The 21,402-nt window shown below is 67.3% G+C and carries 23 protein-coding genes; 2 read left to right on the top strand and 21 right to left on the bottom strand.

Annotated elements, in window-relative coordinates; translation table 11 throughout:
* Nucleotides 1-5: 5 nt before the first annotated feature.
* The 18 genes from E6K79_04705 to E6K79_04620 all read right to left on the bottom strand — a co-directional run bounded on the left by E6K79_04705 (nt 6) and on the right by E6K79_04620 (nt 14,264).
* Nucleotides 6-869: a 3-hydroxybutyryl-CoA dehydrogenase gene (locus tag E6K79_04705; protein ID TMQ65631.1), complete on the bottom strand. Its 864-nt coding sequence runs from the start codon at nt 867-869 to the stop codon at nt 6-8.
* Nucleotides 869-1,999 (bottom strand): acetyl-CoA C-acetyltransferase, encoded by a 1,131-nt coding sequence (locus E6K79_04700; GenBank protein TMQ65652.1) that lies wholly within the window; start codon nt 1,997-1,999, stop codon nt 869-871. Before E6K79_04700 ends, E6K79_04705 begins: the two co-directional genes overlap by 1 nt.
* Before the next feature lie 99 nt (nt 2,000-2,098).
* Nucleotides 2,099-3,283 (bottom strand): acyl-CoA dehydrogenase, encoded by a 1,185-nt coding sequence (locus E6K79_04695; protein ID TMQ65651.1) that lies wholly within the window; start codon nt 3,281-3,283, stop codon nt 2,099-2,101.
* Between the two features lie 25 nt (nt 3,284-3,308).
* On the bottom strand, nt 3,309-3,971 hold the full coding sequence (locus E6K79_04690) for a CoA transferase subunit B (GenBank protein TMQ65630.1): 663 nt from the start codon (nt 3,969-3,971) through the stop codon (nt 3,309-3,311).
* Nucleotides 3,913-4,629 carry a CoA transferase subunit A gene (locus E6K79_04685; protein TMQ65629.1) on the bottom strand — a complete coding sequence of 239 codons (717 nt, stop codon included), beginning with the start codon at nt 4,627-4,629 and terminating at the stop codon, nt 3,913-3,915. The genes E6K79_04690 and E6K79_04685 overlap by 59 nt, the downstream gene beginning before the upstream one ends.
* Nucleotides 4,626-5,066 carry a cobalamin B12-binding domain-containing protein gene (locus E6K79_04680; protein TMQ65628.1) on the bottom strand — a complete coding sequence of 147 codons (441 nt, stop codon included), beginning with the start codon at nt 5,064-5,066 and terminating at the stop codon, nt 4,626-4,628. Before E6K79_04680 ends, E6K79_04685 begins: the two co-directional genes overlap by 4 nt.
* Nucleotides 5,067-5,085: 19 nt before the next feature.
* The gene (locus E6K79_04675; protein TMQ65627.1) at nt 5,086-6,780 is read right to left on the bottom strand and encodes a methylmalonyl-CoA mutase; all 1,695 of its coding nucleotides are present in this window, start codon (nt 6,778-6,780) and stop codon (nt 5,086-5,088) included.
* Complete coding sequence (gene meaB, locus E6K79_04670) at nt 6,767-7,660, bottom strand: methylmalonyl Co-A mutase-associated GTPase MeaB (GenBank protein TMQ65650.1); 894 nt, start codon at nt 7,658-7,660, stop codon at nt 6,767-6,769. The genes E6K79_04675 and meaB overlap by 14 nt, the downstream gene beginning before the upstream one ends.
* 77 nt (nt 7,661-7,737) lie before the next feature.
* A complete protein-coding gene (locus tag E6K79_04665; GenBank protein TMQ65626.1) occupies nt 7,738-8,322 on the bottom strand; it encodes a cob(I)yrinic acid a,c-diamide adenosyltransferase in 585 nt (194 codons plus the stop codon).
* Complete coding sequence (locus E6K79_04660) at nt 8,322-9,572, bottom strand: glycosyltransferase (GenBank protein ID TMQ65625.1); 1,251 nt, start codon at nt 9,570-9,572, stop codon at nt 8,322-8,324. Before E6K79_04660 ends, E6K79_04665 begins: the two co-directional genes overlap by 1 nt.
* On the bottom strand, nt 9,505-9,906 hold the full coding sequence (locus tag E6K79_04655; protein TMQ65624.1) for a YraN family protein: 402 nt from the start codon (nt 9,904-9,906) through the stop codon (nt 9,505-9,507). The genes E6K79_04660 and E6K79_04655 overlap by 68 nt, the downstream gene beginning before the upstream one ends.
* Nucleotides 9,907-9,921: 15 nt before the next feature.
* A complete protein-coding gene (locus E6K79_04650; protein TMQ65623.1) occupies nt 9,922-10,560 on the bottom strand; it encodes a ribonuclease HII in 639 nt (212 codons plus the stop codon).
* On the bottom strand, nt 10,550-10,912 hold the full coding sequence (locus E6K79_04645; protein TMQ65622.1) for a 50S ribosomal protein L19: 363 nt from the start codon (nt 10,910-10,912) through the stop codon (nt 10,550-10,552). Before E6K79_04645 ends, E6K79_04650 begins: the two co-directional genes overlap by 11 nt.
* A complete protein-coding gene (gene trmD, locus E6K79_04640; GenBank protein ID TMQ65621.1) occupies nt 10,909-11,652 on the bottom strand; it encodes a tRNA (guanosine(37)-N1)-methyltransferase TrmD in 744 nt (247 codons plus the stop codon). The genes E6K79_04645 and trmD overlap by 4 nt, the downstream gene beginning before the upstream one ends.
* Before the next feature lie 3 nt (nt 11,653-11,655).
* The gene (rimM, locus tag E6K79_04635) at nt 11,656-12,195 is read right to left on the bottom strand and encodes a 16S rRNA processing protein RimM (GenBank protein TMQ65620.1); all 540 of its coding nucleotides are present in this window, start codon (nt 12,193-12,195) and stop codon (nt 11,656-11,658) included.
* A complete protein-coding gene (locus tag E6K79_04630) occupies nt 12,185-12,415 on the bottom strand; it encodes a KH domain-containing protein (protein ID TMQ65619.1) in 231 nt (76 codons plus the stop codon). Before E6K79_04630 ends, rimM begins: the two co-directional genes overlap by 11 nt.
* A 7-nt stretch (nt 12,416-12,422) precedes the next feature.
* The gene (gene rpsP, locus E6K79_04625; protein TMQ65618.1) at nt 12,423-12,896 is read right to left on the bottom strand and encodes a 30S ribosomal protein S16; all 474 of its coding nucleotides are present in this window, start codon (nt 12,894-12,896) and stop codon (nt 12,423-12,425) included.
* 45 nt (nt 12,897-12,941) lie between these two features.
* Complete coding sequence (locus tag E6K79_04620; GenBank protein ID TMQ65617.1) at nt 12,942-14,264, bottom strand: signal recognition particle protein; 1,323 nt, start codon at nt 14,262-14,264, stop codon at nt 12,942-12,944.
* A 408-nt stretch (nt 14,265-14,672) separates the two neighbouring features.
* Here E6K79_04620 and E6K79_04615 point away from each other — a divergent pair, with 408 nt between their 5' ends.
* Nucleotides 14,673-15,053 carry a hypothetical protein gene (locus E6K79_04615; GenBank protein ID TMQ65616.1) on the top strand — a complete coding sequence of 127 codons (381 nt, stop codon included), beginning with the start codon at nt 14,673-14,675 and terminating at the stop codon, nt 15,051-15,053.
* Nucleotides 15,054-15,082: 29 nt separating this feature from the next.
* Nucleotides 15,083-15,703: a hypothetical protein gene (locus E6K79_04610; protein TMQ65615.1), complete on the top strand. Its 621-nt coding sequence runs from the start codon at nt 15,083-15,085 to the stop codon at nt 15,701-15,703.
* On the opposite strand, the gene uvrA is transcribed toward E6K79_04610, so the two are convergent.
* The 3 genes from uvrA to E6K79_04595 form a co-directional block, all read right to left on the bottom strand.
* Nucleotides 15,673-18,453, bottom strand: coding sequence for an excinuclease ABC subunit A (uvrA, locus tag E6K79_04605; GenBank protein TMQ65614.1), 2,781 nt, complete (start codon nt 18,451-18,453; stop codon nt 15,673-15,675). The two genes, E6K79_04610 and uvrA, sit on opposite strands and share 31 nt — an antisense overlap.
* A gap of 87 nt (nt 18,454-18,540) precedes the next feature.
* Complete coding sequence (locus E6K79_04600; GenBank protein ID TMQ65613.1) at nt 18,541-20,631, bottom strand: T9SS type A sorting domain-containing protein; 2,091 nt, start codon at nt 20,629-20,631, stop codon at nt 18,541-18,543.
* A gap of 199 nt (nt 20,632-20,830) precedes the next feature.
* Complete coding sequence (locus E6K79_04595) at nt 20,831-21,211, bottom strand: response regulator (GenBank protein ID TMQ65612.1); 381 nt, start codon at nt 21,209-21,211, stop codon at nt 20,831-20,833.
* Nucleotides 21,212-21,402 lie beyond the last annotated feature (191 nt).

Here is a 21,402-nt window from a genome sequence, read left to right as displayed (position 1 = left end):
TTCGGTCAGGGGTACTCGTAGAAGCCGCGGCCCGACTTTCGTCCGAGGCGTCCGGCTGCCACCATCTGGCGCAGCAGGGGGCAGGCCCGGTACTTGGAGTCCCCGAACCCGCGATGAAGGACTTCCATGATGTCGAGGCAGACGTCGATGCCGATGAGATCGGCCAGGGCGAGCGGCCCCATCGGGTGGTTCATGCCCAGCTTCATGACGGTATCGATCGCCTCGCGGTCGGCGACGCCCTCCATGAGGGCGAAGGCGGCCTCGTTGATCATCGGCATGAGGACCCGATTGCTCACGAAGCCCGGCCGGTCGGCCACCACGACGGGAACCTTGCCGAGCGCCCGCGCCAGATCCACCGTCTCGGCGACGGTCTCGTCGCTCGTCTCGAGACCACGGACGATCTCGACGAGCTGCATGATCGGGACCGGATTCATGAAATGCATGCCGACGAAGCGCGCGGGTCGCCGCGTGGCCGCCGCGAGCTCGGTCACCGAGATCGAGGAGGTGTTGGTGGCGAGGATGGCCCCCGGCGGAAGCTTCTGGTCCAGCATCTGGAAGACGCTCTTCTTGAGGTCCGGACGCTCCGGGACCGCCTCGACGGCGATCGCGCACTCGGCGAACGGAAATCCGGCCTCCTGAACCGAGATGCGCCGGAGGGTCTCCTCCCTTGCCTTGGAATCGATCGTCCCTTTGTCGACGAGCCGGCCCAGGCTCTTCTCGATGACGCCGAGGCCCTTCTTCAAGGCCGTCTCGACCGGATCGACGAGGAGGACCTGCCTTCCCGACGCGGCGAACACCTGCGCGATGCCGCTCCCCATGGTCCCTGCGCCGGCCACGACCACGGGGCGCGTCGCGGTTGCCGTCGGCATCAAACCGCCTCGACGCTCAACGCCACCGCGTTCCCGCCGCCCAGGCAAAGCGTGGCCAGGCCCGATTTGGCCTTCCGGTCCCGCATCGAGTAGAGGAGGGTCGTCAGGATGCGCGCGCCGCTCGCTCCGATCGGGTGCCCGAGCGCCACGGCGCCGCCCCGCACGTTGAGCTTGGCCGGATCCCAGCCCAACTCCCGCGCGTCCACGATCGCCTGGACCGCGAACGCCTCGTTCGCCTCGATCAGATCCCACTGGTCCGTCTTCCGGCCCATTTTCTCGGCCAGCTTCCGCACCGCGATGACCGGAGCGTAGAACACCATCTCCGGCGCCGTTCCGCCCGCCGCGTATCCGTTCACGCGGGCCATCGGCTTCGCGCCCGTCCGTTTGACGGCGTCGCCGGACATCACCACGACCGCCGAGGCGCCGTCATTCAGGCCCGGCGCGTTGCCGGCCGTGACCGTCCCTTCCTTCTCGAACGCCGGACGGAGCTTCCCGAGGCTCTCCATCGAGGCGTCGGGCCTGGGACGCTCGTCGACGCAGAAGCACTTCGGGTCGCCCTTCTTCTGGGGGATCATCACCGGCACGATCTCGTCCTTGAAGGCGCCTTCCTTCTGCGCCCGGACCGCCTTCTGGTTGCTCTCCACCGAGAAGCGGTCCTGCTCCTCGCGCGTGACCTTGAATTTCCGCGCGATCAGCTCGGCGGCGCTTCCCATGTGGAAGTTGTTGAACGAATCCCAGAGCCCGTCGTGGATCACGCCGTCCACCAGCTCGCCGTTTCCGAGCCGGTAGCCGCTCCGCGCCTTCGGCAGGAAGTAGGGCGCGTTCGACATCGATTCCATTCCGCCGGCCACGATCACGTCGGCGTCGCCGGCGCGGATCGCCTGCGCGGCCAGCATGACCGCCTTGAGGCCCGAGCCACAGACCTTGTTGACCGTCATCGCGGGGACCGTGTCGGGGATGCCGCCGTGGATCGCCGCCTGGCGCGCGGGCGCCTGGCCAACGCCGGCCTGGACCACGTTCCCCATGAGGACCTCGTCGATCTGCGCCGGATCCGCGCCGGCGCGCTTCACCGCTTCCCGGATCGCGATCGCCCCGAGCTGCGGCGCGGTCATGGACGAGATTCCGCCCATGAACTCGCCGATGGCGGTCCGGCAAGCGCTCACGATGTATGCGTCACGATCTGCCACGTTCCGTCTCTCCTTCCGATGCGGTGCGAAGCGCCGGCGGCCCTAGGAGCCGATCCGGTATCCCGCCTCGCGCAATAGTTCCCTGGCGATGATGAGCTTCTGGATCTGCGACGTTCCCTCGCCGATCTCCATCAGCTTGGCGTCGCGGAAATAACGTTCGACCGGATGGTCGGTCATGTACCCCGCCCCCCCGTGGATCTGGACCGCGGAATCGGCCGCCCGCATGGCGACGGTCGATGCCTTGAGCTTGGCCATCGCCGCGTACCGGGTGAACGGCTGTCCCCGGTCCTTGAGCCGAGCGGTCTGGTAGACGAGGAGCCGCGCCGCCTCCAGCTCCGTGACGATGTCGGCGAGGAGGAGCTGGATCGCCTGGAAGTCGGCGATCGCCCGGCCGAACTGACGGCGCTCGCGCGCGTACTTCACGGCGGAGTCGAGCGCCGCCTGCGCGATCCCGAGCGACATCGCCCCAATTGAGATGCGGCCGCCGTCCAATGTCTTCATGAATTGGGTAAAGCCGCCCCCCTCAGGGCCGAGCATGTTCTCCTTGGGGAGCTTCAAATTGTCGAAGATCAACTCGACGGTGTCGCTGGCCCGGTGACCCATCTTCTTCTCGCGGGTGCCCGGCGTGAAGCCGGGCGTTCCCTTCTCCACGATGAAGGAGGAGATCCCCTTGACGCCGACCCCAGGCGTCGTGACCGCCGTGAAGACCGCCGTGCCGCAGACCGATCCGTTGGTGATGTAGATCTTCCGGCCGTTGATGACGTAGGTCGAGGCGTCCAGGATCGCGCGCGTCTTCGTGCCGCCCGCGTCGCTCCCGGCTTCGGGCTCCGTCAGGCCGAAGGCGCCCAGGCGCTCGCCCGAGCAGAGGGCGGGGAGGTACTTGCGCTTCTGCTCCTCCGTGCCGAAGTTGTAGATCGGCCATGTGCCGAGCGAGACGTGGGCCGCGAGCGTGATCCCGGTGGAGGCGCAGGCGCGCGAGATCTCCTCGACCGCGAGCACGTACTCCAGCGTCCCGAATCCGCCGCCCCCGTACTGCTCGGGGAAGACGAGCCCGAAGAGGCCCAGCTCCGCCATCTTCTTCACGTTCTCCCACGGGAACTCGCCCGCGTCGTCGAAGCGCGCGGCTCCTGGGGCGATCTCGCGATCGGCGAAATCCCGCAGCGTGTCCCGCCATTCGCCCTGCTCCGGCGTCAGCTCGTAGATATCGTCGCGGCGGGCACCAGTCATGGTCAGCATCGGTTCCTTTCGCCGGTCATACCGGCATCTCGCAGACTTCGTCGATCACAAGCTCGGCTTCGGTCGCGTTCACGATCTCGTCGACGGTGACGCCGGGCGCCCTCTCGATGAGCTTCAGTCCGTCGTGCACCACGTCCATGACGGCCAGGTCGGTGATGATCCGGTGCACGACTTTCCTGCCGGTCAGGGGGAGGGCGCACTTCCGGAGGACCTTCGACGCGCCGTCCTTCGACGCGTGGAGCATCGTCACGACCACGCGCTTCGCTCCGGCCACCAGGTCCATCGCGCCGCCCATCCCTTTCACCATCTTCCCCGGGATCATCCAGTTCGCGAGGTTCCCCTCCTGGTCGACTTCCATCGCCCCCAAGATCGTGAGGTCGACGTGGCCGCCGCGCACCATCGCGAAGGAATCGGCGCTCGAGAAGAACGCGGCGCCCGGGAGGACGGTGATCGTCTCCTTCCCCGCGTTGATCAGGTCGCCGTCCTCTTTGCCCGGAGCGGGATACGGCCCCACGCCCAGCACGCCGTTCTCCGACTGGAGGATGACGTCCATCCCTTTCGGGATGTAGTTCGCCACGAGGGTCGGCATGCCGATCCCCAGATTCACGTAATAGCCGTCCTTAAGCTCGAGCGCCGCTCGCCGGACGATTCGTTCTCTTTTCGATTCGCTTGGGTCCATAGGTCCCCTGGAAAATGCAATCGATGAAGATGCCCGGGGTCACGACGTGATCGGGATCGATCTTCCCCGGTTGGACCAGCTCTTCCACCTCGGCCAGCGTCACGTTTCCCGCCGTCGCGGCCATCGGGTTGAAATTCCGCGCAGACATCCGGTAGACGAGGTTCCCCGCATGGTCGCCCTTCCACGCCTTGACGAACGCGAAATCGCCGCGGATCGGCATCTCGAGCACGTACTCACGGCCCTGGATCACGCGGCTCTCTTTCCCCTCCGCGACCATCGTGCCGACCCCCGTCGGAGTGTAGAAGCCGCCGATGCCGGCGCCGCCTGCCCGGATCCGCTCCGCCAGGGTACCCTGCGGCACCAACTCCACCTCGAGCTCTCCGTCCAAGTATTGCCGCTCGAACGTCTGGTTCTCGCCCACGTAGCTCGAGATCATCTTGCGAACTTGGCGGGTCTTGAGAAGGAGCCCCAGGCCCCAGTCGTCGACCCCCGCGTTGTTCGATACGCAGGTCAGGTCCTTCACCCCGGTTTCCCGAAGCGCGAGGATCAGGTTCTCGGGTATGCCGCACAGTCCGAAACCGCCGAGCACGATCGTCACGCCGTCCTTGATGCCGCCGCGCTCGAGCGCTTCGGCCGCGCTCTTCACCACTTTCTTCATCGAGTCCGCGCGGCGGCGGCCGTGGCCCCGGCCTTGGCGCCGCTCCGCTTGGCCACCCAGTCCTTGATGTATTCGACGATCGCGGCGGTCGAGGTGCCCGGGCCGAAGAGCTCCCCAACACCCTGCGCCTTCAACGTCGTCATGTCTTCCTTCGAGATGATGCCGCCTCCCGTCAGGAGCACGTCCGAGATCCCACGCTCGCGCATCAGCTGATGGACGCGCGGGAAGAGGGTCATGTGCGCGCCCGAGAGGATCGAGAGGGCCACGGCGTCGACGTCTTCCTGCACCGCCGCCTGCACGATCATCTCGGGAGTCTGATGGAGGCCGGTGTAGATCACCTCGAAGCCGGCGTCCCGCATGGCGCTCGCGACGACCTTGGCCCCGCGGTCGTGCCCGTCCAGGCCCGCCTTTCCCACCAGCACGCGAATCTTTCGCACGGACCGTTTCGTTTCCACGCTAGAAGACCGCCGGCTCTCGGTAGACGCCGTACGCTTCGCGGAACACGTCGCTCACCTCGCCCAGCGTCGCGTAGGCCCGGACCGCGTCCAGCACGTACGGAACGAGGTTCTTGCTGCTCATGCAGGCGTCCCGGAGCGCTTCGACCGCCTTAGCGTACGCGGCCGCATCGCGCCGCGCGCGCACGGCCTGGATCCGCTCGATCTGGCGCCGCTCGATCTCGGGGTCTATCCTGAGCACGGGGATCGCGACCTCCTCGTCCGACACGAACCGGTTCACCCCCACGATGATCCGCTCCTCGCGCTCGACCTGCTGCTGGAACTTGTAGGCGGAGTCCGCGATCTCCTTCTGCGGATAGCCGCGCTCCACCGCGGCGATGATCCCACCCATCTCGTCGATCCGCCGGATGTACCGGAGCGCCTCCTCCTCCACCTTGTCCGTGAGGGCCTCGACGAAGTAGGACCCGCCCAGCGGATCGGGCGTCGCGACGACTCCCGACTCATGCGCGAGGATCTGCTGCGTCCGGAGCGCGACCGTGGCCGCCTCCTCGGTCGGGAGCGCCAACGTCTCGTCCATCGAGTTGGTGTGGAGCGACTGCGTGCCGCCCAGGACGGCGGCGAGCCCCTGGAGGGCGACGCGCGCCACATTGTTGAGCGGCTGCTGGGCCGTCAGGGAGACCCCGGCGGTCTGGGCATGGGTGCGGAGCTGCCAGCTTCGCGGATTCTTGGCGTGGAAGCGGTCCTTCATGAGGCGGGCCCAGATGCGCCGCCCCGCGCGGAATTTGGCGATCTCCTCGAAGAAGTCGTTGTGGACGTCCCAGAAGAAGGAGAGGCGCGGGGCGAAGTCGTCGACGTCCATCCCGCGCTTCACGCACTCCTCGACGTAGCCGATGCCGTCGGCGATCGTGAACGCCAGCTCCTGCACCGCGGTCGCGCCCGCCTCGCGGATGTGATAGCCGCTGATCGAGATCGAGTTCCACTTCGGCATGTGCTCGGCGCACCACTCGATCATGTCGACGCAGATCTTCACCGAAGGTCTCGGCGGGCAGATCCACTCCTTCTGCGCGATGAACTCCTTGAGCATGTCGGACTGGACGGTCCCGCCGAGCTTCTCGGGCGGAATCCCCTGCTTCTCGGCCACGACGACGTACATCGCGAGGAGGACGATCGCTGGCGCGTTGATCGTCATCGAGGTGGTGACCTGGTCGAGCGGGATGCCGCGGAAGAGGATCTCCATGTCCTCGAGGGACGAGATCGCCACCCCTTCGCGCCCGACCTCCCCCAGCGACATCGGGTGATCGGGGTCGTAACCCATCAAGGTCGGCATGTCGAACGCGGTCGAGAGGCCGGTCATCCCCTGCGCGAGCAGGTAGTGGAAGCGCTGGTTCGTGTTCTCGGCCGTGCCGAAGCCCGCGAACTGGCGCATCGTCCATAGGCGCGTGCGGTACATCTCGGGGTGGAGGCCGCGCGTGTAAGGGTACTGTCCCGGGCTCCCGATCGCGGCGGCGGCCGGAAGGTCCGCCTCGGTGTAGAGCGCCTTCACGGGGATGCCCGAGAGCGTCTCGAAGCGCCGCGCCGCGGCGGCGGGCTCTTCCGCGGCCGGGCGCGCGGGCTCTTCCGCGGCCGGGCGCGCCGGTTTCGTGGCCGACGTTCGCGGAGCCTTCTCGGATGTCGTCGCGGCTTTACCGTTCGCCATGTGGGGTCATCCTTTCGATCAAGTCGCGCACCGCGCGGTGCGGGGAGATTTCGCCCTGGAGCACACGCTCCACCGCGCGATCCAGCTCAGCCTCGAGCCCGCGGCCCTTGAGCCACCCGTCCAACAACTCCTCGCGAATCGCGTTCCGAAGCCGCATCCGCGTCTTCTCGCGCCGAAGCGCGCCCGAGACCTCCGGGCGCCCGGCGTAGGCGCGATGCTCGAGGAGCGCCTTGTGCATCTCTTCCAGACCCTTCCGCTCGATCGCCACGGTTCGGACGATGGGAGGGCGCCAGCCCCCCTCCTTCCGGAAGGCGAGGGAGGAACGAAGGGCCGCCTCCATCGCGTCGGCGCCCGCGTGATCGGCCTTGTTCAGCACGATCACGTCGGCGATCTCCATCAGCCCGGCCTTCAACGCCTGGATCGCGTCGCCCGACTCCGGCGTGAGCACGACCGCGACCGTGTCCGCGGCCTCCGCCACGTCCAGCTCCGACTGCCCGACCCCGACCGTCTCGACCAGGGTGATCTGGCTCCCCCAGCCGTCCAGGATCTCGCAGAGGTCGCCGGTCCGCGCCGCGAGGCCGCCCATGCTCCCGCGGGTCGCCATGCTCCGGATGAAGACCATCGCGTCGGTGGCGTGCTCCCCCATCCGGACGCGATCCCCGAGGATGGCGCCTCCGGTGAAGGGGCTTGTCGGGTCGACCGCCACCACCCCGACCTGGAGCCCTTCGCCGCGCAGCAAGCGCGCGTACTCGGCGACCAGCGTGCTCTTCCCCGCGCCCGGCGGGCCGGTGATCCCGATCCGCGGCGCGGGCCCCTTCTTGCCGTATACCGACTCGAGGAGCGCCTCCGCTTCGGGCGCCCCGTTCTCCACCAAGCTCATCGCCCGGGCCGTTGCCCGCGCGTCGCCGCGCAGGATCTCCGCGGCCAGGGACGAAATCTCCGCGGCGGCCTGCGCCGTCAATACTCCATCCCGGCGCGCGACTCGATCCCCTTCTTGTAGTGGTGCTTGATCTCGCGCACGTCGCTCACGGTGTCGGCCAGCTCCACGAGCGCCGCCGGCGCGTTCCGCCCGGTGGCGATCAGGTCCATCCACCGCGGGCGGGACCGCGCGAGCTCCAGCACTTCCTCAAGCGGAACGAGCCCGAAGTCGGCCACGACGTTGATCTCGTCGAGGATGAGGAGATCGTGCTCGCCGCCGCGAACGATCTCCCACGCCTTGTCGAGGCCCTTCCGGGCCAGCTCCACGTCCTTCGGGTCGGGATTCTTGGGGTCGACGAAGGCATTCCGGCCGAACTGCCAGACGTCGATCCGCGGGAGCGAGCGGAGAACGTCCAGCTCGCCGTAGATCCGTCCCTTCATGAACTGGATCACCGCGACGCGGAATCCGTGTCCCAACGCGCGGAGCGCGCTTCCGAATCCGGACGTGCTCTTGCCCTTCCCGTTCCCGGTGATGACGAGAAGGATCCCCTTGCGGGTTTCGCGACCCTCGGTCGGAACAGCCGATCCCTCTGTAATACCGTCACTTGCGGCAATTTCGGACATCAACCGATCCTACCATCCGCCGCCAGGGGTGTCAATCGGCCCAGGATCGACTTGGCGACGTCGAACGCGGAGCGCGGCCGCCCGATCTCGACCGCCCGGGCGCGCATCGCGGCCAGGTGCTCGGGCACGGCGAGGAAATGGCGCAGGCGGTAGTGAAGCTCGTCCAGATCATGCACGCGCAGGGCCGCGCCGTTTTCTTGTAAGAAGTCGCAATTCCGCTCCTCTTGCCCGGGGATAGGGCGGAAGACCACGAGCGGCACGCCCCGCGCCATCGCCTCGCTCGAGGTGAGCCCTCCGGACTTTCCGACGATCAGATCGGAGGCGGCCATGAAGAGGTCCATCTGATCGGTGAAGCCGTGCACCTTGATCCGGCTCTCGTGCCCCCGCGCCCGCGCGAGGAGCCGCTTCCTAAGGCGTTCGTTCCGGCCGGTGATCACGAGCGCCTGCACCTCGCTGGAGAGGTCGCGGACCACGTCGACCATTCCGTCGATCGGTCCCCAGCCGAACCCGCCCCCCATCAGGAGAATCGTGAGTCGGGCCGGATCGGGGTCCAGGCCCAGGGCCTTGCGCGCGTCCGCCGCCGGCATCGTGATCGCGAAGCGGGGATCGATCGGGATGCCGGTCACCTCGATCCGATCCTCGGGCACGACGCCGGTGTCCTCGAGCTGCTCCTTCACGGCGTCGCCGGCCACGTAGTAGCGGTCGATGCCGCGATAGACCCAGATCGGGTGGATCGAGTAGTCGGTGATCGCGCAGGCGACCGGCACGCGGACCTTGCCGCGCTCGCGCAGGAACGCGAACACCTCGGCGGGCAGGAACTGGGTGCAGAGGATCGCGTCGGGCCGGTAGCGCTCGACCGCGTCCAGGTAGCCCCGGCAATTCCAGAGCGTGAGCCGCGTGCGGACCTCCTGGCGGAAGCCCTCGACCGGCGTGCGCTCGGCGCGGCGGTAGACGAAGCCCCAGACGCGCGGCACGCGGGCCACCATGCGGTTGTAGGTCGAGGCGTAGAAGGCTCGGAAGAAGGGGGAGGAGTACTCGAGGGCGTCGCGAACGATCACTTCGGCGGCGGGGTCGAGCTGCTGGGTCGCCCGCTCCACCGCCCGCGCCGCGCGCTCGTGGCCGGCGCCCGCGCGCACGTGGAAGATCATGATTCGCTTCGAAGGGACCTCCCGGGGACCGCGCTCAGTAGAACTGACGCCGGCCTCCGGGGAACGCGTTCGGGACATGCTCGACACGGAGCTCCGATCCATCGGCCCCCCACGTGATGCCGATCACGTCGAAGCGCACCGGGCGGCCCAGAAGCCCACGCCGCGCCATGTAGAGCGCCGCGGCCCTGGCCACGTCCTCCCGCTTCTTCCAATTCACCGCGAGAAAGGGCGCCGCCTGATCCTGGCCCGTTCGAAGCTTCACTTCGACGAATACGATCGTGCCGTGGTCGTGCGCGATCAAATCGATCTCGCCCCGGCCCTCCCGCACGTTTCGATCGACCACTTCATATCCGCGCAGGGTGCAGAACGCTTCCGCGATCCGCTCTCCGCAGCGCGCCGCGCGCTCCCGCCACTCGGCCGACCCGCCCCACCCCATCCCGTCCCCCGCGAATCAGAAACCCTCGAACGCCTCCTGCACGAAGAGAAGCTCCCGGACGGGGCGGAAGCTCTTTCGGTGGATCAGGCACGGCCCATGGAGGCGAAGGGCCTCCAGGTGCTCGGGCGTGCCGTACCCCTTGTGCTGCGAGAATCCGTAGAGTGGGAAGCGCGCGTCGTCCTCGTTCATCAGGGCGTCGCGCGTCACCTTCGCGACGATCGAGGCGGCCGCGACCGCCTGGCTCAGGGCGTCGCCGTCGACGACCGCCTTGCACGGAATCGAGGTCCAGATCTCGTCCCGGCCGTCGACAAGAAGGCCCTGGGGTTCGAGCCCCAGGGCCTCCAGCGACCGGCGCATCGCGAGCAGCGCCGCCATTCGAATGTTGAACGCGTCCACTTCGACCACGCTCGCGATGCCGACTCCCACCGCGACGGCCTCCGCGCGGATCCGCGCCGCGGCCTCCTCGCGCTTCGGCGCCGTCAGCGTCTTGGAATCGCGCACGCCGCGGAGCTTGGTACCGGGCTTGAGCGCCACGCACGCGGCGACCACCGGGCCGGCCAGCGGCCCGCGCCCCACCTCGTCGATCCCCGCGAGGAGATCGCCCCAGAGGGCGCGGAACTCGTCGTCGAAGCGGACGAGCCGCCTACGCGCCATCGCCCCCGATCGGGTCCCGCTCGTCGACCTTGGCCGCCTTCCCTCTCCGCTTCCGGAGATAGAAGAGCTTCGCACGCCGCACTCTTCCCTTCCGCGCCAGCTCGATCTTGGCGACCGCGGGGGAGTGGAGCGGGAACGTCCGCTCCACGCCGATTCCGCCCGAGATTTTCCGGACGGTGAAGCTCGATCGCATTCCGCTCCCGCGCACGCTCGTGACCACGCCGTGGAAGATCTGCGACCGCTCCTTTTCCCCTTCAATCACCCGGACGTGCACCTTCACCGTGTCCCCGGGTGCGAAATCCAGTGCCCGGTCGGTTTTGAACCGGGCTTCAAATCGCTCCAGCACGCTCATGGTCCCGTCTCCTCCTCAATCTCGTTCAGAAGCTTCCGGTCTTCGTCGCTCAGGGCGCGGCCGGACAGGAGGTCGGGCCGACGCTCGCGCGTCCGCCGGAGCGCCTCGCGGCGCCGCCAGCGGCGAATCTGCTCATGATTTCCGCTCAGGAGGATCTCTGGGACCCTGTACCCCCGAAAATCTTCCGGCCGAGTGTACACGGGCGCGTCGAGGAGCGCCTCCGAAAAGGAGTCGGCCTCAGCCGACCCCGCGTCCCCCAAGACGCCGGGCTGAAGCCGGGCCAGGGCGTCGACGACCACGAGCGCCGCCGCCTCGCCGCCCGAGAGCACGTAGTCCCCGATCGAGATCTCCTCGGCGCGGAGGAGTGGGATAGCCCGCTCGTCGATCCCCTTGTACCGCCCGCAGACAAGGACCAGGTGCTCCACGCCGGCCAGCTCCCTCGCCCAAGCTTGCGTCAGTGGCCGGCCCTGGGGCGTCGTCACGAGCGTCCGCGCCTCGAGCCCTCCCGCCCGCTCCACCGCGGCTTCGTGGGCTCCGACGATCGTGTCCACCTTCATGACCATCCCGGCGCCGCCCCCGTAGGGCGTGTCGTCGGTCGTGCCGTAGCGGTCGGCCGCGAAATCCCGGATCTGGATGACCGCGATGTCGACGATGCCCTTCTCCCGGGCGATGCGGATCATCCCCTCGCCGAGGGGACCCTCGAAGAATCCGGGATTGAGCGTCAAGATCGAGATACGCACCGCTCAGTCTCCGTCCCATCCCGGGAGGCCCGCCGGCGGCGCGACGGTCATCGTCTTTTGCGCGAGATTGATCTCGACGATCACGCCGGCGATCGCCGGGAGCAGGATCTCGCCCCGGGGGCCGCGCACCACGTAGACGTCGTTGCTCCCGGTCGAGAAGACGTCCGCCACCTCGCCCAGCGGCTCACCGGCGCGCGACTTGACCGCGAGGCCGACGAGCTCAAAGCGGTAGTACTGCCCCTCGGGAAGCGGCTTCACCTCGCTTCGCGCGATCAAGAGGTCGGCTCCGCGGAGCGATTCCGCCTCGGTCCGGGTCGCGACGCCTTCGAATTGAACCAGGAGTCGCTTTTGGAACTGGCGCATGTTCGCCACGACGAGGCTCGCGGTCTTCCCGGTGGGGAATGCCGCCGTCAGCACGCTACCCGGCTGGAAGCGCTCCGGAGCGTCGCTGTACGCGTCGACGACGACCTCGCCGTCGAGGCCGTGCGCCCGCGCGATCACCCCGACGAGGATCGGCGGCTCGCCGCCCGGCTCAGTCGGCAATCTCGAGAGTGGCGCGACGCCCCTGCGCCGCCGCGGAGGCCGAGAGCAGGAGGCGCATCGCCTGCGCTGTCCGCCCCTCGCGGCCGATCACCTTGCCCAGGTCGCCCGGCATGACCCGGAGCGTGAACACGCTGGTCTCCCCGGTCTCGTGCTCGTCGACGTGCACGCCCTCGGGGTGATCGACGAGGCGGCGGGCGCAGTACTCGATGAGGGTTTTCACGGAGGGCCTACTTCTTCGCCTTCTTGGCCTTCTTCGGCTTTGCGATCCCGCTCTTCTTCTTCGCCTTCGCCTTGGCCTTGGTCTTCGCCTTCTTCACGCTCGCCTTGGTCGCCGCCTTCGCCTTCCTCGCGGGCTTGGCCTTCGCCGCCTTCGGCTTCGCGGCCTTCGCCTTCTTCGGCTTCGGCGCCGCGACGGGAACCTCGGAGAGCTCGGGCTTCGGGAGAGGCGCCGGACGGAGCGCGTCCGGGGCGTGCTTGGACACCATCACGCCGACCGACTCCGATGGCAGGGCCCCGCGCCGGATCCACTCGGAGAACCGGTCCGTGTCGATCCGGAACGTCGCAGGATTGGTGAGCGGGTCGTAATAGCCCAGCTGCTCGATGTAGCGCCCGTCCCTCGGGTTCCTCGAGTCGGTGACGACGACGCGGAAGAACGGACGCTTCTTCGCGCCCGCGCGCTTCATTCGTATGACGACGGACATTCCTGGGTTCCTCCGTTGTGAGTACGATCGCGCCCGGCCGACCCGCTAGAAGCGCCCCGTAGGGAGCTTGCCGCGCCGTCCGCCGCCGAAGCGCTTCAACATGGTTTGCGTCTGCTCGAACTGCCGGAGCACACGATTGACGTCCTGCACCGTGGTGCCGCTGCCGCGCGCGATGCGCTTCCGGCGGCTTCCGTTGATGACCGCGGGCCGCTCGCGCTCCTCCCGCGTCATCGACTGGATGATCGCTTCCGTCCGCTTGAGATCGCGCTCGTCGACCTGGGCGCCCGCCGGCAGCTTGACCCCCGGCAGCATCTTCACGATCTCCTCGAGCGGCCCCAGTTTCTTCATCTCCTGGAGCTGCCCGAGGAAATCCTCGAGCGTGAAGCGATCCTTGCGGAGCTTCCGCTCCAGCGCCTCGGCCTTCCCGACGTCGAGCCGTTCCTGCGCACGCTCGACCAGCGTGAGCACGTCCCCCATGCCGAGGATGCGCGACGCCAGCCGATCGGGGTGGAAGGGCTCGATCCCTTCGACCTTCTCCCCGATCCCCAGATAGCGGATCGGCGCCCCGCAAACCGCGCGGAGCGAGAGCGCCGCTCCCCCGCGCGCGTCGCCGTCCATCTTCGTGAGCACGAACCCGCTCACCGGGAGCCGCTTCGTGAAGGCCTCCGCGATCGAGACCGCGTCCTGGCCCGTCATGCCGTCCAGCACCAGCAGCGTCTCGTGCGGATCGAGCGCCGCGTGAACCTTGGCGACCTCCGTCATCAGCTCCTCGTCGACGTGGAGCCGCCCCGCGGTGTCCGCGATGAGGAGATCGAACCCTTCTCTATCCGCTCGAGCCCGGGCCGCCTTCGCCAAGGCGACCGCATCCTTCGCCTCGCGGTCGAGGTGCACCGGCACGCCGATCGATCGCCCGAGAACCTCGAGCTGGGCGATCGCGGCGGGTCGCTGGAGGTCAAGCGCGGCGAGGAGCACCCGCTTACCGCGGTCCTTCCAGTGCCGCGCGAGCTTCGCCGCGGTTGTCGTCTTCCCCGAACCCTGAAGTCCCGCGAGGAGGACGGCCGCCGCCCGATTCGACGGAAACTGCATCGGCGCCGCCGGGCTGGTCCCGCCCAGGAGCCGGATCAGCTCCTCGTGGACGATCTTGATGATCTGCTGCCCCGGCGTGACGCTCGAGAGCAGGTCCGCCCCGACCGCGCGCTCCTCGACGGCGCGCAGGAACGATTTCGCGACGTCGAGATTCACATCGGCCTCGAGCAGAACGCGCCGAATCTCGCGCAGGGTCTCGCGGACGTCCTGCTCGTTCAACCGACCCCGCCCCAGCAGCTTCCGGAATACTCCGGCGAGGCGGTCGCTCAGCTCTTCGAACATGGGAAACGTGCCCAGCGGGGACGTGTCAAGCCGAAAGCCATAAACGCTGGAGACTACCATCCTGGGTCCGACGAGACAACCGCCATGTTGGGGCAGTCCGCGGCCAGAACTGGCAAAAATTTTCGCGTTGGAGGCTCAAACTCGTATAAGTCTATTGACACCGAAAATGGCCGGCCACTAATCTTGACGCGAGCGGAGTTCCCTGTCGCCTCGTGCCCAATCCGCAGATAAAACCTAGTCCTTCCAGCGGGTTGTTTCTTGCGGGGTTTTACTTTGCGACACACGTGGATGCGCGGGGAACTTCCTCAATTTTGATTCGTCCCCCCGGCGCCGGATAGGAGCGGGCTCAGACTGCGAATTCTGCTCGTTCTGGCGACCGTCTCGCTTGTCGGCTGTAGCGCCGACGGCGTGTTCTCTCCCCAGAAGTTCTTCCCCGGCTCCCAGCACACCTCTTGGGATTCCTGTAACAAGTTCCAGTCGACCTCGACCGAGATCCTGATCTGCGGCTCGATGGGCGTGCTGCCCGGCCACACCGAGGCGAGCTACAACATCCAATTCTTTCTCCCGAACGAGGCCCCGGTCCGGATCGCCGTCTTCGACAGCAGGGCGGCGCTCGTGAAGGTCCTCTTCTTCGCGCTCGAGCCCGCGACGCTCCCCGGCTACTTCCGGACCCCACCCATTCCTTGGGACTTCACGGACAAGAACGGGAAACGAGTGCCGGCCGGGGACTACCGCGTCTACTTCGAGTCGGAGCAGTTCCTCTCGACCAGCGACGTGGCGGTTCCGTGAGGTTGAGAGCGGCGGATCTCGGCCGGCCCATGATCGGTCGTGGCCGGCCCACGATCGGTCGTGGCCAGCCCACGATCGGTCGCGCGCTCATCTTCGGCTTCGCTGCGTTTCTGTGCCTCGGCGAATCCGCCCGCGCGCAGGTGGAGGCGACTCCTCCTTCGCCGCAGAATCCCATTACGTCGCGGCTGGGGCGAACGAGCGAGGAGCGGGACCGATTCGAGCTCGGGGTGGCCGCGCCCGACGGCTACTTCGACGTCGTGGGCACGTTCGCGTATCGCAGATTCATCTACCAGAGCGGGCAGTTCGAGCAGTCGATGCAGGTGGAAGTCACCGGGATGAAGAAGGACTACCTGATCGAAGGGTCGCTGAGCCTCTATTACTTCCTCCGGCCGTTGAAAACCTTCCGCGAGGAGTGGCGGGTCCGGCCGCTATTGGAGGTGGGCCCCGGCGCGCACCTGGTCGTCCAGGCCGCCGACATCATTGGATTCACCGAGACCAGCTACCGCGCGAGGTCGTACCTCAAGACCCATGCTTACGGCGGCGTGGAATTTCTCCTCACGCGCCGCTTCGGCATTCTCGTGAGGGGCCGGTTCAGCGTCCCGGCCCATCACACGCTCGATTACGCGCAGGCCGCCATTCTCCTGAGGTAGCCGGCCGTGGGCGACGCCTCCGCGCGGGCAAGCTCGGGCGGGGTTCCTGCCGCGACCACGAACCCACCCGCTTCGCCCCCCTCGGGTCCCAGCTCCACCAGGTAGTCGCAGGCGGCCAGAAAGTCGAGATTGTGCTCGACGGCGATCACCGTGCCGCCGCGGCGCGTAAGCTCGTGGAGCACGCGGAGGAGCGTGGCGACGTCCTTCCGATGGAGCCCGACCGTCGGCTCGTCGAGGATGTAGAGGCCGGCCGCCGGCGCCCGATCGGCCAGCTCGCGCGCGAGCTTGAGGCGTTGGGTCTCGCCGCCGCTCAACGTCGAGAGCGACTGCCCCAATCTTAGATAGCCCAGGCCGACCTGATCGAGCACCCAGAGCGGCTCCTGGATCTCGGTCTCTCCCTGGAAGAGCGCGAGCGCCTCCTCGATCGTCCGGTCGAGGAGCGCGTCGATCGAGAGGCCGTGCACCTTCACCTCCAGCGCCTCGGGACGATACCGCCGTCCCTGACACGACTCGCAGGGGACCCAGAGGTCGGCGAGGAAGTACATCTCCACGCGCGTCTGGCCTGCGCCCTCGCACGCTTCGCACCGGCCGCCCGCGACGTTGAAGGAGAAGGTGCCGGGCGTGTACCGGCGCTGCCGCGCGAGCGGCGTCCGCGCGTAGCGCTCGCGGATCCGGTCGAACGCTTTGACGTAGGTCGCCGGGTTCGAGCGGTTGGAGCGGGCGACCGGCGATTGGTCGACCAGCGACACGCGGCCGAACGGCTCCAGGCCGGACACCCGATCGTGCGCGCCCGGCACGGGCGCGTCCTGGCGCAGGGCCCGGGCCGCCGCGCGCCAGAGCACTTCCTCGACCAGGGTGGACTTGCCGGACCCCGAGACGCCGCAGACGCCGGTGAGCGCGCCCACCGGGAAGCGGGCGTCGATGTTCTTGAGATTGTGCTCGCGGGCGCCGCGCACCTCGATCCACCCCGGCTTGCGCTTCGCCGCGTATCGCGCGGGCCTCGGCTCGGCGACGAGGTCGGCGGCTTCAACGGCGGCTTCCGTCCGTCCCGGCCACCCATCGAGGCGGCCCTGATAGAGCGACTGCCCGCCCCGGTGCCCCGCGCCCGGACCCAGCTCCACGATCCAGTCGGCCGATCCGATGACCTCCGCGTCGTGCTCGACGACGAGAACGGTGTTTCCGCGCTCCCGAAGCCGGAGGAGCACGCGGATCAGGCGCTCGGTGTCGCGCGGGTGGAGCCCCACGGTCGGCTCATCGAGGACGTAGAGGGCATGGCTCAAGCTTCCGCCGAGCGCGTTCGCGAGCTCGATCCGCTGGGCCTCGCCGCCCGAGAGCGTCTTGGACGGCCGGTCGAGCGTTAGGTAGTCGAGGCCCACCTCGCCCAGGTACTCGAGGCGCCCCCGAAGCTCGGCGAGGATGGGAGATGCGACGCGCTCGCGCGCCGCGTCGAGCGTCAGGGTTGCCTGGAACGCGCGGAGATCCCCGACCGTCATGCCGAGAAGCTCGGAGACGTTCTTCCTGCCCACTCGAACCTCGTACGCCTCCGGCTTCAGCCGTCCGCCCTGGCAGGTGCCGCAGAGCATCGTCTCCTGGTACCGCTTCACGAGAAACCGCGCGCTCGACTTGTAGGCCTTGGCGCGGAGCCGCTCCAAGAACGGAAAGACTCCCCGGAATCCCGGGGCGCCGTGGAGAAGGATCTTCTGGTGCTCCTTCGGAAGCGATCGGAACGGCTTGTCGAGACGGATCCCGTGCTCGGCCGCCACCGCCTTCAGCTTGGGTAGGAAATGTGCCCGCCACGAGTTCGCCCACGGATCGAGCGCGCCATCCAGGACCGACTTGCCCGGGTCGGGCACGACCCGCTCCAGCGTAAAGGTGAGGATGTTGCCGAACCCGCGGCAATCGGGGCAGGCACCATAAGGGCTGTTGAAGGAGAAGAGCTGCGGCCTCGGCTCCGGGAAGGATCGGCCGCACGTGGCGCAGGTCCGGCCGTCGAAGAACGAGAGCTTCTGTCCCGAGGCGCGCGTGATGTCCACGCTCCCCGAGCCCTCGCGCCACGCCAGCTCCAGCGCTTCCCGGAGCCGCATCCGATTCGCGGCCGTCGCGGGCAGGCGGTCGACGAGGACTTCGATCGGCGCACGGGTGCGGGCCGGCTTCGCCTCGTCCAGCCGGGCCCACTCGCGGCTCCCCTGCCCGCGCGCCAGGAGGAATCCGCGGCTCAAGGCCCGCGCCCAGAGCGCGTCGACGCTGTCGCCTGCGGCGGCGGGTATCGCGAACGAGATCGTTACGCCGGTCTCCTCCACGCCCAGGATCGCCTCCAGCACCGAGTCGACGCTGTGGCGCGGCACCAGCGTGCCGCACTTCCCGCACCAGGTCTCGCCCACGCGGGCGAGGAGCAGGCGCAGGTGATCGGCGATCTCGGTGATCGTCCCGACCGTGGAGCGGCCCGTCTGCGCGGCGGCTCCCTGGCGGATCGCGAGGGCCGGCGCGAGGCCCTCGACTCGGTCGTAATCGGGACGGGGCAGGCGGTCGAGGAACTGCTTCGCGTAGGTGGAGACGCACTCGACGTACCGTCGCTGGCCCTCGGCGTAGATCGTGTCGAAGGCGAGCGACGACTTCCCCGAGCCGCTCACGCCGGTCACGACCGTCAGTGACGCGCGCGGAAAGGAGACGTCGATATTCTTGAGGTTGTTCTGCCGGGCCCCGAAGAGGCGAACCATCGGGACGCCGGCGGTCGCGGCGCGGTCGGGCACGGCCCGATTGTCCCAGCGGTGCGTGTCGGTGTCAAACGGCCGCGAGTTCTACCGAGTGTGACGGGGGGTGCACCCTTGGTGCTCAACCTATTTGGCGATGACGATCCGGCCTCCGAGGACCCCGTCTGAGCTCTCGATCCGGTAGAAATAGACTCCGGAGGCGAGCGCGGACCCGCGATCGTCACGCCCGTCGATCCGGACGTCGTGGATTCCCGCGTCGGTGAAGGCGGAGGTCCAAACCCTCCTGACGCATCGGCCCCTGACGTCGAACAGACGAACGGTGACTCGCCCCAGATTGACCGTCTCGAAGGACAGAGTTCCGGTCGGGTTGAAGGGATTTGGCCGCAGCGAGAGGTTCGGCTCCTTCCCTCCGCCTCCCCCAGCCACTGCCAGTGAGAGTGGCGCGCGGAAACGCCGGCCACGGACCAGGCGCCCTTCCAGGGCGACTTCCACAGTGCGGCGGCCCCGAATCGTGGAGAACAGGCGTGAGAGATCGGCCTTCGTGAAGCACGCCGCGAGCTCCGCGATTCCGTTCCGGTCCGTGTCGCCCTCATCGGGGAACTTGGAGGGGATGGCTGAGATCTCCCCGACATCACCCGTCCCCGGCGAGACCAGTCGGAGGCTAGCCGGGTCCACATCGGCGTTAGAGTAAGAGCCGTTGACCGGTTCAAAACGAAGACATACCGGCGGGGACCCCGAATTCAGGGTGATCGTGCCATGTCGGGGCAAGGCACGCGATTCAAGTGGTGAGGAGACGTCGAAGACGTAAACGTGCCCCGAGCCACCAAAGTAGTCTGTCGCGGTCACCACGGCGTCCGCTACGCCGTCGCCATTCAGATCGCCCACCGCCATTCTCGCTCCGAAATCACTCCGCTCAAACAAGGCGCAAACGACGTCGTCCGGAACGGAATCAGCGCCGGCTCCACCGTAGAACACGAACGCCCGTCCAAAATCCCCGATCAACAAGTCCGGCTTCCCGTCACCGTTCAAGTCCCGGCCACCGAGGATTGTCCTTCCAAATTGGTGCCCCGAAGGGTCGCCAACCAAGATCAGATTTGGAGTGGGATTTGCGGTCGTAACGGGGCCGCCGAAGTACAGGTAGGCGCGGGTGGAGATTACGCCTGTCGAGTCGGCGACATGTCCTGTAAGGGCCACGTCGTCATAACCGTCTCCATTGAAATCCCCCGCGCCAGAGACAGAGTGGTTCAGGCCATTCGAGAAGCTAGACCTGACAGCCCAGTCGGGGCTGCCGTCAAGACTATGACCGCCGTAATAGATGAACGCCCTCGCGAAGCAGCAGGGGCCGGCATCCGGAACCTCCGCGTATCCGACTACCAGATCGGTCATTCCATCCCCGTTGAGATCACCAGCCGGTGCCACCGCATTGCCGAAGTGTGTAGAGAACTGCCTCACCTTCGGATAAGGGGTTTCCAGGATCAGGTCCGGGGTGGCATCGACCGTCGGTCCCCCGAAATAGATGTACGCGCGACCCTGCACTTCGGCCTCGGGATCAGTCAGAGGAATGAAATTCGGGGAGGTGACGACGAGGTCCTCATACCCGTCTCCATTGAGATCCCCCGCCGAAGAGATTGCAAAACCGAACAATTCGCCGGTGAACGTGCCTGACAACACGAGATCCGGGATGGCATCCATGGCGGGGCCGCCGAAATAAACGAAGACCTGGCCCTTGGAGTTGCCGTAGATGTTCCCGGCCACGACATCCGCGTACCCGTCCCCATTCACGTCGACCAGGGCCGTTCCATACGCCCCGAAATTGCCCGCAGCGTAGTCTGGCTCGCTCGGGATCGTGAGGTCGGGTATCGAGTCCATTCCCGGGCCGCCAAAGTACAGTAGGACCTCGCCCAGGAGCGTCGTTCCAGGGCCGTTAAGCGTAGCCCCGATGAGCACATCCTCGTAGCCGTCACCATTCACGTCCCGACCTGAGGCAACCGATCGCGCGAAGTACTGGGCGGAACCATCGGAGGTCAAAGTCAGAAAAGGAGTGTGTGTCGCCGCCAGCGCAGTGCTCGCTGTCGAGCAGGCAAACAGGCTGATGAGCAGGGCCGACGCGGGGATGGTGTGGAATCGAAGATATCCAGGCATAGGTTCCCCTCGGCTGTGGCAGCTCGGGAGGGGCGAACCACCCTGAGGGTACCTGAATTGTGCTGCAGGACCCATCGATTTCGATGAACTCGGCCGCCCTAATACTCAAAGATGGAGAAAAAACAGGGCCGACCGGCCGAAGCCGGACGACCCTTGAGGACGTGCCCAATCCGCTTGAATCTTGTTACTTCTTCTTGGCGCCCTTCTTCTTGGCAGCCTTCTTCTTGGCCGGCATTCGCAAATCACCTCCCCTCACGTTTGACTTGCTTCGGTATCAGCCCGCGGCCGAATTGCCGCCGGGCCCGATCAGGCTCTGAACTTCGTCCACGAGAACCGTCAGGTCGAACGGCTTCCTCAGGTACCGGTCCACCTTGAGGCGCTTGGCCTCGGACTTCACCTCCGGCGTCTCGTACGCCGTCATGAGGATGACCTTCGACTTCACTGCGGCCTCGCGGAGCCGCTTGATCAATTCGATCCCGCTCTCCTTCGGGAGGCGGTTGTCGACGACGATCAGATCGAACGGAGTGGCACCGAAGACGTGCTTCTCGGCCTGCTCCGCCGATCCCGCGACCGCTATCCGATATCCCGCTTCCTTGAGGACGCTGGAGACGGTGCGAACCAGAAGCTGCTCGTCGTCCACGATGAGGACGGACATCGGCAATCCACACCTCCCATAGTCCACGCTGAGTTCATCGCGCGTATAGATGAAGCACGAAGCGAGCCAACTGATCGCGCGCACGAACGCGGACGTGCGGCGAGCAGTGATCGCGCATCGCGTCCGACTCTTACGCGCGATACTTCGAAACGAAATGAAGCGCGCGCTCGCGCCGTGATTTCAGATCGATC

It is taken from the genome of Candidatus Eisenbacteria bacterium (assembly GCA_005893305.1).
Taxonomy (GTDB): Bacteria; Eisenbacteria; RBG-16-71-46; order SZUA-252; family SZUA-252; genus WS-9.
Note: the sequence above shows the minus strand (reverse complement) of the source record. Positions and strands in the feature narration are given on the sequence as shown.

Excerpts from the sequence above, each read along its gene's own strand:
- E6K79_04705 (TMQ65631.1), bottom strand. The coding sequence starts at position 869 with ATGCCGACGGCAACCGCGACGCGCCCCGTGGTCGTGGCCGGCGCAGGG.
- E6K79_04700 (TMQ65652.1), bottom strand. The coding sequence starts at position 1,999 with ATGGGCGGAATCTCGTCCATGACCGCGCCGCAGCTCGGGGCGATCGCG.
- E6K79_04695 (TMQ65651.1), bottom strand. The coding sequence starts at position 3,283 with ATGACTGGTGCCCGCCGCGACGATATCTACGAGCTGACGCCGGAGCAG.
- E6K79_04690 (TMQ65630.1), bottom strand. The coding sequence starts at position 3,971 with ATGGACCCAAGCGAATCGAAAAGAGAACGAATCGTCCGGCGAGCGGCG.
- E6K79_04685 (TMQ65629.1), bottom strand. The coding sequence starts at position 4,629 with ATGAAGAAAGTGGTGAAGAGCGCGGCCGAAGCGCTCGAGCGCGGCGGC.
- E6K79_04675 (TMQ65627.1), bottom strand. The coding sequence starts at position 6,780 with ATGGCGAACGGTAAAGCCGCGACGACATCCGAGAAGGCTCCGCGAACG.
- meaB (TMQ65650.1), bottom strand. The coding sequence starts at position 7,660 with ATGAGCTTGGTGGAGAACGGGGCGCCCGAAGCGGAGGCGCTCCTCGAG.
- E6K79_04665 (TMQ65626.1), bottom strand. The coding sequence starts at position 8,322 with ATGTCCGAAATTGCCGCAAGTGACGGTATTACAGAGGGATCGGCTGTT.
- E6K79_04660 (TMQ65625.1), bottom strand. The coding sequence starts at position 9,572 with ATGGATCGGAGCTCCGTGTCGAGCATGTCCCGAACGCGTTCCCCGGAG.
- E6K79_04655 (TMQ65624.1), bottom strand. The coding sequence starts at position 9,906 with ATGGGGTGGGGCGGGTCGGCCGAGTGGCGGGAGCGCGCGGCGCGCTGC.
- E6K79_04650 (TMQ65623.1), bottom strand. The coding sequence starts at position 10,560 with ATGGCGCGTAGGCGGCTCGTCCGCTTCGACGACGAGTTCCGCGCCCTC.
- E6K79_04645 (TMQ65622.1), bottom strand. The coding sequence starts at position 10,912 with ATGAGCGTGCTGGAGCGATTTGAAGCCCGGTTCAAAACCGACCGGGCA.
- rpsP (TMQ65618.1), bottom strand. The coding sequence starts at position 12,896 with ATGTCCGTCGTCATACGAATGAAGCGCGCGGGCGCGAAGAAGCGTCCG.
- E6K79_04620 (TMQ65617.1), bottom strand. The coding sequence starts at position 14,264 with ATGTTCGAAGAGCTGAGCGACCGCCTCGCCGGAGTATTCCGGAAGCTG.
- E6K79_04610 (TMQ65615.1), top strand. The coding sequence starts at position 15,083 with ATGATCGGTCGTGGCCGGCCCACGATCGGTCGTGGCCAGCCCACGATC.
- E6K79_04600 (TMQ65613.1), bottom strand. The coding sequence starts at position 20,631 with ATGGGTCCTGCAGCACAATTCAGGTACCCTCAGGGTGGTTCGCCCCTC.
- E6K79_04595 (TMQ65612.1), bottom strand. The coding sequence starts at position 21,211 with ATGTCCGTCCTCATCGTGGACGACGAGCAGCTTCTGGTTCGCACCGTC.